At 64.2% G+C, this 17,782-nt stretch carries 19 protein-coding genes and 1 tRNA gene; 14 read left to right on the forward strand and 6 right to left on the reverse strand.

The genetic code is table 11. The annotated features are described in order from the left end of the window. Window positions 1–66 precede the first annotated feature (66 nt). From pgm to CH251_RS17805, 4 genes are all read left to right on the forward strand, one after another. Window positions 67–1,707 carry a phosphoglucomutase (alpha-D-glucose-1,6-bisphosphate-dependent) gene (pgm, locus tag CH251_RS17790; RefSeq protein WP_094614304.1) on the forward strand — a complete coding sequence of 547 codons (1,641 nt, stop codon included), beginning with the start codon at window positions 67–69 and terminating at the stop codon, window positions 1,705–1,707. Between the two features lie 77 nt (window positions 1,708–1,784). Next, window positions 1,785–2,942 carry an MFS transporter gene (locus CH251_RS17795; RefSeq protein ID WP_094614500.1) on the forward strand — a complete coding sequence of 386 codons (1,158 nt, stop codon included), beginning with the start codon at window positions 1,785–1,787 and terminating at the stop codon, window positions 2,940–2,942. A gap of 25 nt (window positions 2,943–2,967) precedes the next feature. After that, window positions 2,968–3,714 carry a DsbA family protein gene (locus CH251_RS17800; protein WP_179273392.1) on the forward strand — a complete coding sequence of 249 codons (747 nt, stop codon included), beginning with the start codon at window positions 2,968–2,970 and terminating at the stop codon, window positions 3,712–3,714. Between the two features lie 127 nt (window positions 3,715–3,841). After that, window positions 3,842–3,914, forward strand: a tRNA-Ala gene (locus tag CH251_RS17805). A gap of 165 nt (window positions 3,915–4,079) precedes the next feature. On the opposite strand, the gene CH251_RS17810 is transcribed toward CH251_RS17805, so the two are convergent. Continuing rightward, entirely contained in the window at window positions 4,080–4,424 is a 345-nt protein-coding gene (locus CH251_RS17810; RefSeq protein ID WP_037190211.1) for an Lsr2 family protein, read from the reverse strand. Between the two features lie 531 nt (window positions 4,425–4,955). On the opposite strand from CH251_RS17810, the gene CH251_RS17820 reads away from it, so the two are divergent. After that, window positions 4,956–6,059, forward strand: coding sequence for an N-acetylmuramoyl-L-alanine amidase (locus CH251_RS17820; RefSeq protein WP_094614501.1), 1,104 nt, complete (start codon window positions 4,956–4,958; stop codon window positions 6,057–6,059). An 11-nt stretch (window positions 6,060–6,070) separates the two neighbouring features. Beyond that, window positions 6,071–7,111, forward strand: coding sequence for a GTP-binding protein (locus tag CH251_RS17825; protein WP_094614307.1), 1,041 nt, complete (start codon window positions 6,071–6,073; stop codon window positions 7,109–7,111). Between the two features lie 4 nt (window positions 7,112–7,115). Here the strand turns inward: CH251_RS17825 and CH251_RS17830 are convergent, their stop codons facing one another. The 3 genes from CH251_RS17830 to glp are packed head-to-tail and all read right to left on the reverse strand — an operon-like array spanning window position 7,116 to window position 9,710. After that, window positions 7,116–7,529 carry a molybdenum cofactor biosynthesis protein MoaE gene (locus tag CH251_RS17830; RefSeq protein WP_068045866.1) on the reverse strand — a complete coding sequence of 138 codons (414 nt, stop codon included), beginning with the start codon at window positions 7,527–7,529 and terminating at the stop codon, window positions 7,116–7,118. Beyond that, complete coding sequence (gene moaCB, locus CH251_RS17835; protein WP_373454967.1) at window positions 7,522–8,472, reverse strand: bifunctional molybdenum cofactor biosynthesis protein MoaC/MoaB; 951 nt, start codon at window positions 8,470–8,472, stop codon at window positions 7,522–7,524. Before moaCB ends, CH251_RS17830 begins: the two co-directional genes overlap by 8 nt. A gap of 47 nt (window positions 8,473–8,519) precedes the next feature. Continuing rightward, window positions 8,520–9,710 (reverse strand): gephyrin-like molybdotransferase Glp, encoded by a 1,191-nt coding sequence (glp, locus tag CH251_RS17840; protein ID WP_094614308.1) that lies wholly within the window; start codon window positions 9,708–9,710, stop codon window positions 8,520–8,522. Window positions 9,711–9,917: 207 nt separating this feature from the next. Between glp and moaA the strand changes: the two genes are divergently transcribed. Then, the gene (gene moaA, locus CH251_RS17845; RefSeq protein ID WP_094614503.1) at window positions 9,918–10,946 is read left to right on the forward strand and encodes a GTP 3',8-cyclase MoaA; all 1,029 of its coding nucleotides are present in this window, start codon (window positions 9,918–9,920) and stop codon (window positions 10,944–10,946) included. After that, window positions 10,939–11,193, forward strand: a complete 255-nt coding sequence (locus tag CH251_RS17850; protein WP_094614309.1) for a MoaD/ThiS family protein — start codon at window positions 10,939–10,941, stop codon at window positions 11,191–11,193. The genes moaA and CH251_RS17850 overlap by 8 nt, the downstream gene beginning before the upstream one ends. Before the next feature lie 55 nt (window positions 11,194–11,248). Here CH251_RS17850 and nadE read toward each other — a convergent pair whose 3' ends face one another. After that, window positions 11,249–12,094, reverse strand: coding sequence for an ammonia-dependent NAD(+) synthetase (gene nadE / locus CH251_RS17855; protein ID WP_094614310.1), 846 nt, complete (start codon window positions 12,092–12,094; stop codon window positions 11,249–11,251). 12 nt (window positions 12,095–12,106) lie between these two features. On the opposite strand from nadE, the gene CH251_RS17860 reads away from it, so the two are divergent. Then, the gene (locus tag CH251_RS17860; RefSeq protein ID WP_094614311.1) at window positions 12,107–12,937 is read left to right on the forward strand and encodes a fructosamine kinase family protein; all 831 of its coding nucleotides are present in this window, start codon (window positions 12,107–12,109) and stop codon (window positions 12,935–12,937) included. 9 nt (window positions 12,938–12,946) lie between these two features. Here CH251_RS17860 and CH251_RS17865 read toward each other — a convergent pair whose 3' ends face one another. Then, complete coding sequence (locus CH251_RS17865) at window positions 12,947–13,546, reverse strand: TetR/AcrR family transcriptional regulator (protein ID WP_094614312.1); 600 nt, start codon at window positions 13,544–13,546, stop codon at window positions 12,947–12,949. Window positions 13,547–13,650: 104 nt separating this feature from the next. On the opposite strand from CH251_RS17865, the gene CH251_RS17870 reads away from it, so the two are divergent. From CH251_RS17870 to nrdE, 5 genes are all read left to right on the forward strand, one after another. Next, window positions 13,651–14,217, forward strand: coding sequence for an NAD(P)H-dependent oxidoreductase (locus tag CH251_RS17870; RefSeq protein WP_094614313.1), 567 nt, complete (start codon window positions 13,651–13,653; stop codon window positions 14,215–14,217). A gap of 42 nt (window positions 14,218–14,259) precedes the next feature. Continuing rightward, on the forward strand, window positions 14,260–14,382 hold the full coding sequence (ykgO, locus tag CH251_RS17875) for a type B 50S ribosomal protein L36 (protein WP_094614314.1): 123 nt from the start codon (window positions 14,260–14,262) through the stop codon (window positions 14,380–14,382). A gap of 411 nt (window positions 14,383–14,793) precedes the next feature. After that, entirely contained in the window at window positions 14,794–15,027 is a 234-nt protein-coding gene (locus CH251_RS17880; protein WP_032398330.1) for a redoxin NrdH, read from the forward strand. A gap of 24 nt (window positions 15,028–15,051) precedes the next feature. Further along, a complete protein-coding gene (gene nrdI, locus CH251_RS17885) occupies window positions 15,052–15,513 on the forward strand; it encodes a class Ib ribonucleoside-diphosphate reductase assembly flavoprotein NrdI (RefSeq protein ID WP_094614315.1) in 462 nt (153 codons plus the stop codon). A gap of 36 nt (window positions 15,514–15,549) precedes the next feature. Then, complete coding sequence (gene nrdE / locus CH251_RS17890; RefSeq protein ID WP_094614316.1) at window positions 15,550–17,715, forward strand: class 1b ribonucleoside-diphosphate reductase subunit alpha; 2,166 nt, start codon at window positions 15,550–15,552, stop codon at window positions 17,713–17,715. Window positions 17,716–17,782 lie beyond the last annotated feature (67 nt).

The following is a 17,782-nucleotide window of genomic DNA, read 5'->3' on the forward strand; positions in this document are numbered from 1 at the left end:
GGGTGCGGCGGCGGCGCTAGGGTTGGTCGAGAAGTTCGGTTTCGTCGATCAACGAGGAGGCGCATCGTGGCGCACGAGAGAGCTGGAACCACTGCACTGCCGGAGGATCTGGTGGATCTTTCGCAGCTCGTGACCGCGTACTACTCGCGGGTTCCCGATGTGTCGGAACCGAGTCAGCAGGTGGTGTTCGGCACCTCGGGACATCGAGGGTCCAGTCTGGACTCGGCGTTCAACGAGGCGCACATCGTGGCGACGACGCAGGCGATCGTGGAGTACCGGTCCTCACAGGGCATCACCGGGCCGCTGTTCATCGGTCGGGACACTCACGCACTGTCCGAACCCGCCTGGACGACGGCGTTGGAAGTGTTGGCGGCCAACGATGTCGACGTATTGGTCGACTCGGGCGATCGGTACACGCCCACCCCAGCGGTCAGTCACGCAATTCTTCGCTACAACGAGTCCGGCCCATCGGCGCAGGCCGACGGCATCGTGGTGACTCCGTCGCACAATCCGCCGCGGGACGGCGGATTCAAATACAACCCTCCGCACGGCGGTCCGGCCGACAGTGATGCCACATCGGTCATAGCGGCGCGCGCGAACGAGCTTCTGCGCGATGGTATTTCGGGCATCAAGCGGGTCACTCTCGCACAGGCGCTCGCGGGGAGCGTCTCGCACTACGACTTCCTCGGCACCTACGTGGACGACCTGCCGAACGTGCTCGATCTCGACGCGATTCGTGCGGCCGGAGTGCGTATCGGAGCAGATCCGTTGGGCGGTGCGAGTGTCGATTACTGGGATGCGATCGCCGAGCGGCACAATCTGGACCTGACCGTGGTGAACCCGTTGGTGGACGGCACATTCCGCTTCATGACTCTCGATACCGATGGCAAGATCAGGATGGATTGCTCCTCGCCGAACGCGATGGCGTCGCTCATCGCTGCCCGTGATCGGTTCGACATCTCGACGGGCAACGATGCCGACTCCGACCGACACGGCATCGTCACCCCCGACGGTGGCCTGATGAATCCCAATCACTTCCTCGCCGTCGCCATCGATTATCTGTTCACCCACCGACCCGATTGGTCACCCACCGCGGCAGTGGGCAAGACGCTGGTGAGCTCGTCGATGATCGACCGGGTCGTCGCAGGTTTGGGCCGTCGCCTGCTCGAGGTGCCGGTCGGTTTCAAGTGGTTCGTTCCGGGTCTGCTCGCAGGCGAACTCGGATTCGGCGGCGAGGAGAGCGCAGGTGCGTCGTTCCTCCGACACAACGGCCGAGTCTGGACCACCGACAAGGATGGAATCGTGCTCGCGCTGCTGGCATCGGAGATCACCGCCGTCACCGGATCCACACCATCGCAGCGCTACGGCGAGTTCACCGCGAAGTTCGGCAATCCGACGTATGCCCGCGTCGATGCACCTGCCACTCGCGAGCAGAAGGCGGTACTCGGCAAGCTGTCGCCCGATCAGATCACCGCCACCGAGTTGGCAGGCGAACCGATCACGGCAACGCTGACCGAGGCTCCGGGCAACGGAGCCGCCCTCGGTGGCCTGAAAGTGACGACGGAGAGCGCCTGGTTCGCTGCGCGCCCGTCCGGAACCGAGGACGTGTACAAGATCTACGCGGAGTCTTTCCGGGGCGAGGAGCATCTGGCCCGGGTTCAAGCCGCAGCACGTGAACTGGTGTCCTCTGCACTCGAGAGCTCGTGACCGACTCACTTCCACCCGATCACGACAGTTCGGCTCCCGAGCCCGCATTCCGACCCGGAGGAAAGCTCCCACCGGAGATCTGGGTGCTGGTGTCGGCGGCGTTCGTCATCGCGCTCGGATTCGGTATCGTCGCGCCCGCTCTGCCGCAGTTCGCCCGGGAATTCGGCGTCGGATACACGGCGGCGTCGGCGGTCATCAGTGCCTTCGCGCTCATGCGGTTGCTGTTCGCACCCGCCAGTGGTGCTCTGGTTCAGCGGCTCGGCGAGCGGCCCGTGTACCTGATCGGACTGCTCATCGTCGCGGTGTCCACGGGTGCGTGTGCTCTGGCCCAGACGTACTGGCAACTGCTGGTGTTTCGCGGGCTCGGCGGCATCGGCTCGACGATGTTCTCGGTGTCGGCTCTGGGCTTGCTGATCAGGATCAGTCCTCCGACCAGTCGAGGCCGCATCTCCGGCCTGTATGCGACTGCCTTCCTGTTGGGAACCATCGGCGGCCCGCTCGTCGGCGGCGCACTCGTCGGATTCGGTCTGCGGGTGCCGTTCGTCATCTATGCCGTGGCTCTCGTGATCGCCGCGGCCGTCGTGTACTTCACCCTCGGCAATTCGGACCTGGTCAAGCCGGAGAAAGGCTCGGCACCGCCGACGATGTCGCTGCTCGCCGCGCTGCGGATCCCGTCGTATCAGGCTGCGTTGGCGTCGAATTTCGCCAACGGTTGGGCAGTGTTCGGTGTTCGGGTGGCCTTGGTTCCGTTGTTCGTCGTCGAGGCGATGCAGCGATCCGAGGTGTTCGTCGGTATCGCGCTGACCGTGTTCGCAGCGGGAAATGCCCTGGTGCTCACCAGTGCCGGTCGGCTGTCCGATGTGCGCGGACGCAAGCCCTTCATGGTGGGTGGGCTGGCGGTGTGCGGCCTGGGAACCGTGGTGATGGGGTACGTCCACGATCCTGTGCTGTTCCTCGTGGTGTCTTTGATCGCCGGAATCGGATCGGGTCTGATGAGCCCCGCCCAGCAGGCCTCGGTTGCCGACGTGATCGGCTCGAAGGCGCGCGGTGGTCCCGTGCTGGCCGCGTTCCAGATGGCATCCGATGTCGGCGCGGTCATCGGCCCGATCGTGGCCGGGATGATCGTCGAACAGGTCTCGTTCGGTCCGGCTTTCGCCGTGACGGGGGCGCTGCTTCTCCTGGCAGGACTCTGGTGGTCGCGAGTTCCGGACACTCTCGGGCGCGAGCGCACCTGACGGAACCAACCGTAGTATTCGCTGTGTGAGCCAGAAGAAGATATCGAGTACGAAACACACACCCGAGGCAACCTCCAACACGATGACCTACGTATTGGGCGGCATCGCATTCGTCGTAGTGGTGGTTGTCATCGGAGTGGCGATCATGTGGCAGAGCGGAAGCGATGCTCCACGCAACGACGGCTACGGAGCGGTCAAGAATCCGGCGGTCGAATTGTCGTTGCCGGGTGACGGGGTGGTGCAGCTGTCGCGTCCGGATGCGTCGCGGGTCATCGATGTCTTCGAGGATCCGATGTGCCCGTTCTGCGGCGACCTCGAAGTGAAACACGGCCAGGAGTTGGCTCAGAAAATCGACGACGGTGTCGTCTCGGTGAATTACCACCTCGTCAATTTTCTGGATCCACAGTCGGCGTCGGGTGACTATTCGACGCGTGCGGTCGCGGCGTCGCACTGCGTGGCGGCGACAGAGAACGCGCGGGTCTACTCCGCATTTCATGCTGGGCTGTTCGACCCGGAATTTCGCCCCGAAGAAGGCAGTGACTCCGACCGGAGCGATGCCGAACTCGCAGAACTCGCCCGCTCCGCAGGGGCGAGCGATCTGGCGACGGACTGCATCTCCAGCGGTGCGCAGCGCGACGCAGCAGTAGCGGATGCGAACACCGGACGGGACGCGCTGGCGGCGTCGGGTGCCCGCGGAACACCAGGGGTCCTCGTCGACGGTCAGGTTGTCGATGCGCTCGGTGACTCGGAATGGCTGGCGTCGATCAACTGATCTCGGTGCGTTCGTGCGGCCGGCCATCGAGGATTCGGTACCGGCCGCACCAGGTGATTTGTTGCTGCTGCGACCGATGGTGTAACTTCGTTCGAGCAACCGCATGAGCGGGAGCACGCAGTAACTCGGGGCTATGGCGCAGCTGGTAGCGCACCACACTGGCAGTGTGGGGGTCAGGGGTTCGAGTCCCCTTAGCTCCACCGAGAGACGAGCTCCACCGAGAGACAAGCTCCACCGAGAGACGAGCTCCACCGAGAATCAGAAAAAGCGTCGCCCTCGGGCGACGCTTTTTTGTGTTTCGGTATCACCGACTGCCGAATCGGCATCCGTGCGTAGTGCCCGGAGCCGATTCGGCTGTCGTCGACTCAGTGTGCGGCGTCGAATGCCTGCTCGACCTCGGCGGGGATTCTGCCTCGCGCCGAGATATTGTGGCCGTTCGCCTTGGCCCATTCTCTGATGGCTTTGGTCTGATTGGCGTCGCGCTTGGCACCGGTTGCAGGAGTGCTCGACTTCTTCGTTCGCTTTCCACCGACCTTGGTGGAGTGCTCGATGTAATAGTCGAGCTTGCGGTGAAATTCCTTCGCGTTCTTGTCGCTCAGGTCGATTTCGTAGCTGACTCCGTTGACCGAATAGGTTATGTGTTCGCCACCGGATTCGATCGGTTTTTCGTCGATGTCATCGACTAGTTGCACATAGACTTTTCTGGCCATGCTGAAGCTCTCCAATGATGCAGGGGATGATGCGGGGATGTCCAGATCGAACTGAAGCGACTATACGGCTGAACAATGTGTTTATCCATGCGGGTCGGGGGATTGTTACTCGATTCGCAGAATTCCCACAGAAATGACCTCGTCCCTTCGAGGAAACCGACGAGGTGATTGTCGGAAGCATTCTCTCGGCGGTCCTGTTCATCGTTATCCGTGAGAAAGACGAACTGTCCGGTTTGAATACGCATTGCCGTCCCCGCGTCGGTTCGAGTTCGATCGAATGGCAATCTGCCGGTATCGGATCGGTGCGCTCCGGCAACGAATCGGTCACGAAACGCAATCGTTTCACTAACGAAAGATCACTCGGTACGTGTCGAACGCGATATCTGCTTCACTTGAGGCGCAAGTGCCTGTTGTGACGTCTGGTGTCCCGTGATGCGGCGACCCGTTCGGATCAGCGGTGTCCGAGGGGCCGAGAGGGGAGTTGCGCAGCGAGTTCCACCGCCTGCGCCAGACGATATGAAATCTGCACCGATGACCAGGTCGGCATTGACGGCGCTGATGTGTGCCGGAATTCTCGGTGCCGGGGTGCTCGTGTCTGCGCCGGCCATCGCCGCACCGGCCGGCACGGCACCCGCCACAGGTACCGAATTGTCCGGCAAGACGGTCTTCCTCGATCCGGGCCACCAGGGCACCGGGCATTCGGAGAATCTGCAGCGTCAGGTGAACGACGGGCGGGGCGGCACCAAGGACTGCCAGACCACCGGCATGACCACCCTGGACGGCGTGCCCGAGCACACCATCAACTGGAAAGTCAGCGAACTCGTCCGATCCAGCCTGGAGAGTCTGGGTGCAACGGTGAAGACGAGTCGAGCAGACGACACCGGCTGGGGCGGATGCGTGGACGACAGGGCGCGGGCCGCCAGCGAGTCCGGGGCCGACGTGGCAGTGAGTATCCACGCGGACTCCACGAGTACGACCTCCGACGCCGACAAGCACGGGTTCCATCTGATCGTGCCCACGCTGCCGATTCCGAGCGCGGCGGCCGATGCTGCCCAGTCCGAGGGGGGACGTTCGGCATCGACGCTGATGCGGGACTCCTACGTGCGCGCAGGCTTCGAGCCTGCCAACTACGCAGGAGTCGAGGACGGGATACAGGAGCGATCCGATGTCGCCGGGCCTGCACTGACCACGGTTCCCCTCGTGTTCGTCGAAATGGGCAACGGATCGAACCCCGACGATGCAGCGCTCCTCGAGAGCCCGGACGGTCAGCTGAAGCATGCGATCGCCATCTCGACGGGGCTCATCGACTACCTCCTCGGGGCCGAAACCCCGTCCACGACAGCGGACACCGCCACCACGCCTGCCGCCACCACGCCTGCCGCCGCCGCCACGGCCTCGGTTAACCCCGACCCGACTGCGCCGACCGGCACCGCCGCCCCCGCAGCGACGGCACCCAGCGGCGCAGGCCCCGCCGCCGAGGGGCGTAGCGCATTGTCCAGGTTGCTCGAGAGCGTCTCCCCGTACGTGAACGCCCTCGGCGTCGACGGCCTGAAAGGACTCGTGACACCGGACAACGTGAGCAGTGTGTCGACGTTCGCTCGAGGCCTGCTGAAGCAGATTCTCGCCGACCGGTAGTCTCGGACGCCGTGGCGCGTCGACGAATTCCGGTGGTGATAGTTGCGGGCTTTCTCGGCGCGGGCAAGACCACGCTCCTGAACCACCTGCTGCGCAACGATTCCGGCATCCGAATAGGGGTTGTGGTCAACGACTTCGGGGCGATCAACATCGACTCGATGCTCGTGGCGGGCCAGGTCGATTCGATGGTCTCTCTCGGTAACGGCTGTATCTGTTGCGCCGTCGACATCAGCGATATGGACGCGATGTTCGACGCCCTCGCGCACCGCCGGTCCGCGATCGACGTGATCGTGGTGGAGGCCAGCGGTCTGGCCGAACCCCGCAATCTCATCAGAATGGTCCGGGGTAGCGAGAACGAATTCATCGTCTACGGCGGGCTCGTCGGGGTCGTCGACGCGGTCGAGTTCCCGCAGACCCGCGCGCGGCATCCCGAGATCGACCAGCACCTGCAATTGGCCGATCTGGTGGTGCTGAACAAGTCCGATGCGGTGAGCGAGTCCGAACGCTCCTCGGTGCGCTCGACGGTGCAGTCCGTCGTAGCAGATGTGCCCGTCGTGCCGGTGGCTTTCGGTCGCGTCGACCCGCTGCTGCTGTTCGATCGGCGCGAGGATCGGTCGGTGGATTCGGCAATGGCGGTGCAGCTGTCGTTCGACGAACTACTCCGGGAGAACCACGATCACGATCACGATCATCACCTGCACGCGCAGTACTCGCACACCGAGTTCGTCAGTACGGATCCCGTCGAACCCCGACGACTGATCGAGTTCTTGGAAAATCCTTCCGGCAATCTCTACCGCATCAAGGGATTCGTACACTTCGGCATCGCCGGCCACACCCAGAAGTTCGTCCTGCACACGGTGGGGCGCCACATCCGATTCGAGGCCGCGTCGTGGGCCAGGGGTGAGCCCGTGCAGACCTCACTGGTGCTGATCGGTACCGAGCTCGATGCACCGGCCGTCGAGCAGCGGTTGCGTGCCTGTGTACGAGGACCGGACGACGCCGACGACGCCTCCGCCATGCTTCCGGTCCATCGCTACCTCGAGACCGGTTAGTTCTCTAGAGCCCGACCCACTCGGTGCGTCCGCCCTCGAATCCCTGACGCTTCCAGATCGGGACCTCGGCCTTGATGCGCTCGACGAGTCGCGCGCAGGCCTCGAACGCCTCGGCGCGATGAGCGGAGCCGACGGCGGCCACGAGTGCAAGGTCCCCGACCCGCAGATCGCCGACGCGATGCACCGCGGCCACCGCCAATCCGGTCTCTGCCGAAACCTCCGAGCAGCACCGGCTCAGGAAGCGTTCCGCGTCGGGGTGTGCGCGGTATTCCAGTGTCTCCACGGCATGTCCGCCGTCGTGATCGCGTACGATTCCGCTGAACAGTACGACGGCACCGTGACGCGAATCCTGTACTGCTGCTTCCACTTCGGCAGTGCTCAACGGTTCGTTCGAGATGCGGGCGACGAGCTCACTCATCGTGGGGGCCTCCTCCGGCGATCTGGGCCAGCACATGGTCGAGGAGCGGGTCGAGAACGGAGAGTCCGTCCTTCACGCCACCCGGCGAGCCCGGCAGGTTGACTACGAGCGTGCGTCCGATCAGACCCGAGACACCGCGGCTGAGCACCGCATGAGGCGTCGCCGATGTTCCGCGGGTTCGGATCGCATCGGCTATCCCCGGCATGTCGATGTCGAGTAGTGCTGCTGTCGCCTCGGGGGTCGCGTCGGTGGGGGACACACCGGTGCCACCGGTGCTGACGATCAGCGACGGTTCGCCGCGTAGGGCGTCCTGCAACCCCGCAGCGATGTCGGCATCGGCGTACACCAGCGGGCCGCGCACGGCGAAGCTTCGATCGGTCAACCACGACGCGATGGTGGGGCCGGTGGTGTCCGGTCGAGTTCCGTTCGCGCCGCCGGTCGAGGCCACCAGAACCACTGCGGACCGTGAGGAGTCGAATATCGGTGCGGCCGAGGCCTCGGCGGACACCTCGGCGTCGTCCCGTTGCCAGTGCCCGTGCTTGCCACCGTCTTTGGTGAGCAACCGGACACCGTTCATGGTGGCACCGGGGTCGACGGCCTTGACCATGTCGTGCAGGGTCAAGCCGGCGACGGCGACGGCGGTCAGGGCTTCCATCTCCACGCCGGTGCGTCCGGTGGTGCGGGCGGTCGCCTCGACCGTGATGGACGACTCGGTGAACCCGAACGAGATCTTCACCGAGGAGAGGGCGAGCTGATGACACAGCGGAATCAGTTCCGACGTCCGCTTCGCCGCCGAGATGCCGGCGATGCGGGCGGTGGCGAGAACGTCGGCTTTGGGCATGTCGTCGGCGCGCACGAGCGCGATGACCTCGGCAGTGGTGACGAACTCACCGGCGGCGACGGCCGTGCGCGAGGTTTCCTTCTTGTGCGCCACATCGACCATGCGGGCGCGGCCCTGATCGTCGAGATGGGACAGCTGGGCATCGGTGGTCACAGCGGCCACACCTCCACGTCGGATCCTGCAGCGAGTTCGGTTGTCTCGGAATCGATGTCGATCAACACATCGGCCCATGCCAGTGCGGCGACCAGGTGCGAGCCCGGGCCCGCGACGAGCTCGACCCGACCGTCCTCGCGCACTCGGCCACGGAGCAGCTGTCTTCTCCCGGGCGGAGACACGATCGATTCGTGCAGGGCTGCGGTGGTCGAGAGCACCGGAGGCAGACCGGCCGCTCGTCGAACGATGTTGCGCGCGAACATGATGTACGAGACGACCGTACTGACGGGATTGCCGGGAAAGCTGAGCACGGGAACACCGTCGAACATCGTGATGCCCTGCGGTCCGCCCGGCTGCATCCGAACCGATCCGAATTTGCCACCGAGCGGCCGGAGCACGTCCTTGACCACCTCGAAATCGCCCATCGAAACGCCGCCGGACGTGATGATCAGCTCGGCCGATTCCGCTGCCGCGTCGAGGATCTCGCGAAAGCGGCTCGGCTCGTCGGAGCTGCGCGAGACGGAGACCACCTCGGCGCCGCTGGCGCGCAAGTGCGCGGCGAGGGTGATGCCGTTCGAGTCGTAGATCTGACCGGGCGTCAACGTCGAGCCGGCGTCGGCCAGTTCTGCGCCGGTGGTCACGACGGCCACGCGAGGACGTGAGCGTACCTCCAGCTCGCCCAAGCCGACGGCAGCCAGCACGGAGATGTGGCGGGGTTCGAGCACCCGGCCCGACTCGACCAGGACTGTTCCGACGCGTACGTCGCTGCCCTGTTCGCGTACGAATTCACCTGCTGCGCGGCTTCTTTCGATGGTCACCGATCCGGCCGCAGGTACGGAGGTGTCTTCGACGGGGACGATGGCGTCCGCTCCGTCCGGAATGGGGGCACCGGTCATGATCTTGGCGGCGCTGCCCGAGGCGAGAACTGCCGACTCCGTCGGGCCTGCGGCGATGATCGTCGAGACCGGAAGCGTCACGGGGGTCGTGGCCACGGATCGAGAATCCACGGCGTAACCGTCCATCTGCGAGTTGCGGAACAGCGGCAGATCGACCGGCGATCGCACGTCGTGGAACGACACGCGTCCCAGCGCGTCGTCGAGAGGAATTCGCTGAGCAGTTCTCGTGGTCAGTGTCGCCAGCAGAGTCTCGACCGCGGCGGCATGTTCCTCGACCGATACAGCGGTCACCGTGCGGATCCAGTGATCGCGTGCGTGTGCTCAACCGTCATGGGTGCCAATCCTAAGCACGCCGATCCGGCCACTCGGTGTGGGCTGCGGCATAATGGGTAGACACACTTACGACAGACGTGATTTTCGACGGAGACGAGGTACGAGGTGACGGTGGACAGTGTCACCTCGCTCGGCATTCCCAGGTTCGGCACCACCCCGGGTTCGATGGCAGGCAGTACGAACTCGGTGTCCGACCGGCCGGACGTGCCGCACCTGATCGATCGTTTCGGCCGAGTGGCCCGTGACCTGCGTATCTCGATCACCGAGAAGTGCTCGTTGCGCTGCACCTACTGCATGCCGGAGGAGGGGCTTCCTGCCATTCCTGCGTCGAACCTGCTCACGCCGGCCGAGATCGCGCGAGTGGTGTCGGTGTCGGTACGTCTGCTGGGCATTCGGGACGTGCGCTTCACCGGAGGCGAGCCGCTGATGCGCCGCGATCTCGACGACATTCTGCGGCTGTGCGCCGAGGTGGCCGAGGGTGTTCCCCTGTCGATGACCACCAATGCCGTCGGTCTCGAACACCGGGCGCAGTCCTTGGCCGACGCCGGGTTGACCCGAGTGAACGTCTCGCTCGACTCCGTCGACCGCGAGGATTTCGCGCGCTTGACCCGACGCGATCGGCTGCCGTCCGTGCTCGCCGGAATCAGGGCGGCGCAGCGAGCCGGGATCGGACCGGTCAAGGTCAACGCCGTTCTGATGCGCGACACACTGTCCGGTGCCGTCGATCTGCTGCGCTGGTGTCTCGACGAAGGCGTGGCTCTGCGCTTCATCGAGCAGATGCCGCTCGATGCCGACCACGAATGGGCTCGCGCGAACATGATCGATGCCCAGACCTTGCTCGACGAACTGTCCACCGAGTTCGACCTGCGTGAGGTGGGGCGCGTCGATCCGTCCGCCCCCGCCGAGGAATGGAGCGTCGACGGTACCGACGCCACCGTCGGCATCATCGCGTCGGTGACGCGCTCGTTCTGCGGTGATTGCGACCGAACCAGGATCACGGCCGAAGGAACGATTCGGTCCTGTCTGTTCAGCGACGACGAGACCGATCTGCGGGCAGCCCTGCGCGGCGGTGCCACCGACGACGAACTGGCAGCGGTGTGGCGTGGGGCGATGTGGAACAAGTGGGCGGGTCACGGCATCGACGCCGACGGTTTCGTACCTCCCACCCGCAGCATGGGAGCCATCGGTGGGTGAGACCCAGGTGGAGGTGCGGTACTTCGCTGCAGCGGTCGACGCGTCGCACTGCGAGTCCGAGTTCCTGGCCGTGCCGGTCGGAGCCACCCTTGCCGATCTGCGAGAGCTGATCCTGTCCAAGCACGGCGCGCCGATGGAGCCGATTCTCAGGGTGTCGGCGTACCTGGTGGGAGAGGATCTGACCCGCGACCTCGGACGCGTGATCGGCGGCAGGGTCGATGTGCTGCCTCCCTTCGCCGGCGGCTGAGCGCACCCGGTTCGACGCGCCGCCACCGACAGGGGGGGGGGGGGCTGCCGAAGGTTCAGCTGCTCCTCTTCCACCAATCGTCGAACGGCGTCACGGGCACCGTGCGCTTGTGCCGAGTTGCGAGGAACATCTTCTCCAGCTTGTCGGCGATCTCCTCGGTAACGTCCTTGCCCTCCAGGTAATCGTCGATCTGTTCGTACGTCACTCCGAGCGCTTCCTCGTCGGGTAGCGCAGGTCGGTCGTCTTCGAGATCGGCGGTGGGAACCTTGCGCCAGGTGCTCTCGGGGGCTCCCAGCTCGCGCAGCAGCGCCGCACCCTGACGCTTGCTCAAGCCGGTGAGCGGAGTCAGATCGACCCCGCCGTCACCGAACTTGGTGAAGAAGCCGGTGATCGCCTCGGCGGCGTGGTCGGTGCCCACGACGACGTAGCCGAGTTCACCGGCGAGGGCGTATTGCGCGACCATCCGCTGGCGAGCCTTGATGTTGCCGCGGACGAAGTCTCGGATCTCGGCACTACCGAGTGCTTCCGCCGTCGCGGCCGCTGCGGCGTCGGCGGCGTCCTTGATGTTCACCGTCACCGTGCGGTCGGGATCGATGAACTTCAGAGCGATCGATGCGTCGTCCTCGTCGGCCTGCACGCCGTAGGGAAGGCGAACGGCGACGAACTCGGCCTCGTGGCCGTCGGCTCGCAGCTCCGTCGCTGCCTGTTGAGCGAGCTTGCCGGTGAGCGTGCTGTCCTGACCGCCACTGATGCCGAGTACGAATCCCGAGGCCGGAGTCGATGCCAAGTAATCCTTGAGGAAGTCCACTCGCCTGCGGACTTCCGTGATCGGGTCGATGGTCGACTGCACGGCCAGCTCGCGCATGATTCCCGTGCGCAATTCCGAGTTGATGTGTCCCATCACGTCATCCTAATGACGAGCGCCGGTGCCGGTCTCTCGCCGTGCGTAGTGTCGGTGGTCGTGAGTGGATCCTCCGATACCTTCGTCAAGCGAAACCCCCAGGCGCATCCCGACTTCTACGCCGCCGAGGCCACCGGGCTTCGATGGCTCGGCGAGGCGGCGGCCCCTGTCGTCGGAGTCCTCGGGCATGGCCGGACGCACATCGAACTCGAACGGCTGGTCGCGACCCGTCCCACGCCGGGCGCAGCCGAACGATTCGGACGCGCACTGGCCGCGATGCACTCCGCCGGAGCCGCCGGCTTCGGTGCGCCACCGGTGGATGCAGACGGCGTCGGCTTCTCGGGTCGGCTGTTCATCGGTGCTCGGCCCATGAGCAGCACCGTCCACGCATCGTGGGGAGCGTTCTACGCGGCCGAACGAGTGTTGCCGTTTCTCCGAATCGCCGTTGACGCGGGCACGGTGACGCCCGGGGAGGCCGCGGCAGTCGAATCGGCGTGCCGACGCATCGCGGACGGCGACTTCGACGACGCGGAGCCGCCGAGCCGTATTCACGGTGATCTCTGGAACGGCAACGTGTTCTGGACCGACGCGGGAGTGGTGCTGATCGACCCGGCAGCACACGGTGGGCACCGCGAGACCGACCTGGCGATGCTGGCGCTGTTCGGCTGCCCCCACCTCGACGCCGTCGTCGACGGCTACGAGACGGTGCGGCCGTTGCGAGCCGGGTGGCGTGAGCGCACACCTCTGCACCAGTTGCACCCGCTCGCCGTTCATGCGGCCGGCCACGGCCGCTCGTACGGCACCGCGCTGCACGCGGCGGCCGCGGCCGTGCTCGGGCTCTGAGCGCCCGAGCTACCGAGTGCGAGTTGCCCGGCGTACCAAGTCTTCCCAGCCGTCGGCAAGTCGATCCATCGGCATCCCCAGATCTCGGTACTGGTGGAGTACCAGGGTGGCTTCGAGAGGGGTGAGCAGCCAGTACGCGAGCAATTCGAGATCCCCGTCCACGCCGGCTGCACGGAGCAGCGACAGGACGTGGGTGAAGTTGACCATGTGCGCCGGGGCGGAATAGCGTGCGTCGTCGGCGCTCTCCGCGGCGCGCAGAACTTCGCCCTGGACGTTGACGAATTCGAGCCGAGCTCGACCGAAGGCGACGAGACGATCGATGGGGTCGGCTCCCGGGCCGAGCGGCGGGTCGCCGAACATGAAGGAGTGCTGCAGTTTCTTCTCGGTGTGGTCGAGCAGCGCACGCATCAGCCCGGCCCGGTTCCCGAAGCGGCGGAAGACTGTGCCCTTGCCCACTCCGGCCTTGGTGGCCACTGCGTCCATGGTGATGGCGTCGGCTCCGACCGTCGCCACCAGATCCGTTGCGGCGTCGAGGAGCAGGCGACGGTTGCGCGCTGCGTCGCACCGTTCGGATTCCTCGCCCGCTATGGGCAGCATCGGGCCGGTCACAGTGGAAGCCTACCTTGCCGGGAACATAAATGGACCACGGTCCGTTTGGATGGTAGGAATTGACACGACGATCACGTCATCCGAACTTGCGAAGGAATAACCTCATGTCAGACGCTCATGTACTCGTTCTCGTCGGAAGCTTGCGCGCCGAGTCGGTGAACAAGCGGATCGCCGAGACTGCTGTCACCGTGGCTCCCGCCGGCGCCGAGGTAGTGGTGTACGACGGACTCGGAGATGTCCCCTTCTACAACGAGGACATCGACGTCGAGGGGTCGGTGCCCGCGTCCGCGCTCGCTCTGCGGGCCGCAGCCGAGAAGGCTTCGGCGTTGTTGCTGGTCACGCCCGAATACAACGGCACCATCCCGGCCGTGTTGAAGAACGCCATCGACTGGCTCTCGCGCCCGTACGGTGCGGGTGCCATGGTGGGCAAGCCGGTCGTCGTCATCAGCGCGTCGCCCAGCGGCAACGGAGCCAAGTGGGCGCACGAGGACACCAGTAAGGCCGTGCGCATCGCAGGCGGAACCGTCCTCGAGGATGTCCAGCTCTCCATCGGCGGCACCATCGACAAGTTCGGCTCGGCTCACCCGCGTGAGAACGCCGAGGTCTCCGGTGAGATCGGCCACGTCGTCGCCGAGCTCGTCAAGGCCGCCGACGAACTCGTGAGCGCGTAACTCCCGTCGTTTATGAGAATCGTTTTCATGTAGGATGGCTGCATGAAGGTGAGAAACTCGTTGAAATCGCTCAAGAACAAGCCCGGCGCACAAGTGATACGACGTCACGGCAAGGTGTTCGTGATCAACAAGAAGGAACCTCGATTCAAGGCGCGCCAGCGCTGACGATCGGGTGATCGCCGACAAGGGCCCTCGGAGAAATTCGAGGGTCCTTCGTCGTGCAGGGGGAAGGTCGGCGGTCGTCGGCACCGGTCACCGTCCCGGCCGAGTTCCGTTGTGATGAACAACATGGTGAGTCTGTGACGTGCGACACGCCGATGTTGCCCGATATTTGCGGGTCGACAACGCCGTGACCAGCGAATACCAAGCGTGTTGTTCGCAACATCTCGTGTTCTAGGCAGATGTCGGACACTAGGTGTAGTGTTTGACCGACCGAGAGGCCACAACTCGAAGAACGTGCACAAACGGGTTCGAGCAGGTCGAAGTCGCCCTGAGCGGGAGATGTTCTCGGTGCCACACGCAGAGCACATCGGTCGCGTCGGTGCACCCGATGGCGACAACGGAAAGAGGGACACCATGAGCATCACCGTTTACACCAAGCCCGCCTGCGTTCAGTGCAATGCCACCTACCGCGCCCTCGACAAGGCCGGTATCGAGTACTCCGTCATCGACATCTCGCAGGATCCCGAAGCGCGTGACTACGTCATGGCCCTGGGTTACCTGCAGGCTCCGGTTGTCGTCGCCGGTGACGACCACTGGTCCGGCTTCCGCCCGGACCGCATCAAGACCCTCGCGGCGAACGCTGCTTGAACAGAACGAGAAAGTGAGTGAGCGGTGAGTTCGCAACCGCAGTCCTCCCACTCACTGGTCTATTTCTCCAGCGCGTCCGAGAACACCCATCGCTTCGTTTCGAAGCTGGACATTCCCGCGACACGTATCCCTCTGCGTGATCCGGAAGGCACCTTTCGTGTCGACTCTCCGTACGTTCTCATCGTGCCGACGTACGGGGGAGGAACCACCTACTCCGGGCGCGACACCAACTACGTCCCCAAGCGCGTGATCAAGTTTCTCAACGACGAGCACAATCGTTCGCTGATACGAGCTGTCATCGCTGCCGGAAACACGAACTTCGGTGACTCGTTCTGCTTTGCGGGAGATGTCATCTCGCAGAAATGCGCAGTTCCGTACCTGTACCGATTCGAATTGATGGGCACCCCCGAGGACGTAGTGCGGGTCCGCGAGGGGCTGGAGGACTTCTGGGAACGTGAAGTCCGACGCGCCGCCCACACGCACTAATGCACCACACACCACATACCCAGTAGGAGCATCGCCGTGGCACCGACCATCACCGACGCAGGACCCGTACCCACCACCGTCCGCGGCGATGGCGACATGGACTACCACGCGCTCAACGCGATGCTCAATCTGTACGGCCCCAACGGTGAGATCCAGTTCGAGAAGGATCGCGAGGCTGCCAATCAGTACTTCCTGCAGCACGTCAATCAGAACACCGTGTTCTTCCACGATCTGGACGAGAAGCTGGACTACCTGGTCGAGGAGAACTACTACGAGCCCGAGGTTCTGGACCAGTACTCTCGCGAGTTCGTCAAGTTCCTGATCAACCACGCGTACTCGAAGAAGTTCCGGTTCCCCACGTTCCTCGGCGCGTTCAAGTACTACACCTCGTACACGCTCAAGACGTTCGACGGCAAGCGTTACCTCGAGCGTTTCGAGGACCGGGTGTGCATGGTGGCGCTGACGCTGGCCGCAGGCGACGAGGGGTTGGCCACCGATCTGGTCGACGAGATCATCGCCGGGCGCTTCCAGCCGGCGACGCCCACCTTCCTCAACTCCGGCAAGAAGCAGCGCGGCGAGCCCGTGTCCTGCTTCCTGCTGCGTATCGAAGACAACATGGAGTCCATCGGCCGCTCCATCAACTCGGCCCTGCAGCTGTCCAAGCGCGGTGGCGGAGTTGCGTTGCTGCTGAGCAACATTCGCGAGGCAGGTGCGCCCATCAAGCGCATCGAGAACCAGTCGTCCGGCGTCATCCCGATCATGAAGCTGCTCGAGGACTCGTTCTCGTACGCCAACCAGCTCGGTGCACGTCAGGGCGCAGGCGCGGTGTACCTGCACGCGCATCACCCCGACGTCTACAAGTTCCTCGACACCAAGCGTGAGAACGCGGACGAGAAGATCCGCATCAAGACGCTCTCGCTCGGAATCGTCATCCCGGACATCACGTTCGAGCTCGCGAAGAAGAACGAGGACATGTACCTGTTCTCGCCGTACGACGTCGAGCGCATCTACGGCGTCCCGTTCGCCGACATCGACGTATCCGAGAAGTACTACGAGATGGTCGACGACAAGCGGATCCGCAAGACCAAGATCAAGTCGCGCGAGTTCTTCCAGACTCTCGCCGAGCTGCAGTTCGAGTCCGGCTACCCGTACATCATGTACGAGGACACCGTCAATCGCGCGAACCCGGTGAAGGGCAAGATCACTCACTCGAATCTGTGCTCGGAGATCCTGCAGGTCTCGACGCCGTCGACGTTCAACGACGATCTCTCGTACAGCCACGTCGGCAAGGACATCTCGTGCAACCTCGGCTCGCTGAACATCGCCAAGACGATGGACTCGCCCGATTTCGGTAAGACCATCGCCGTGGCCATCCGCGGCCTCACCGCGGTGTCCGATCAGACGCACATCTTCTCCGTGCCGTCGATCGAGCAGGGCAACAACGATTCTCATGCGATCGGCCTCGGGCAGATGAATCTGCACGGCTACCTGGCGCGCGAGCGGATTCACTACGGTTCGACCGAGGGAATCGACTTCACGAACATCTACTTCTACACCGTGCTGTTCCATGCGCTTCAGGCGTCGAATCAGCTGGCGAAGGATCGCGGGCAGTACTTCAAGGGCTTCCCCGACTCCAAGTACGCGTCGGGTGAATTCTTCGACAAGTACACCGACCAGGTCTGGGAGCCGGCCACGCCCAAGGTTGCGAAGTTGTTCGCCGACTCGGGCGTATCGATTCCCACCCAGGCGGAATGGACGACGTTGAAGGCGTCGGTGCAGGAGTACGGGATCTACAACCAGAACCTGCAGGCCGTTCCACCGACGGGCTCCATCTCGTACATCAACAACTCCACCTCGTCGATTCACCCGGTGGCGTCGAAGATCGAGATCCGCAAGGAAGGCAAGATCGGTCGCGTCTACTACCCGGCACCGTATCTCGACAACGACAACCTGGACTACTACCAGGATGCGTACGAGATCGGCTACGAGAAGATCATCGACACCTACGCTGCCGCAACACAACACGTCGATCAGGGCCTGTCGTTGACGCTGTTCTTCAAGGACACCGCCACCACCCGCGACATCAACCGCGCGCAGATCTACGCATGGCGCAAGGGCATCAAGACGCTGTACTACATCCGCCTGCGCCAGTTGGCTCTCGAAGGCACCGAGGTGGAGGGTTGCGTGTCCTGCATGCTGTAGCCGACTCGGTCGGTCGTCCTGTGGTGAATACCGCGATATCACGGTGCGCCGCGGAGCATAATCGGGC

This window comes from Rhodococcus sp. 06-462-5, from assembly GCF_002258315.1.
GTDB lineage: Bacteria > Actinomycetota > Actinomycetes > Mycobacteriales > Mycobacteriaceae > Rhodococcoides.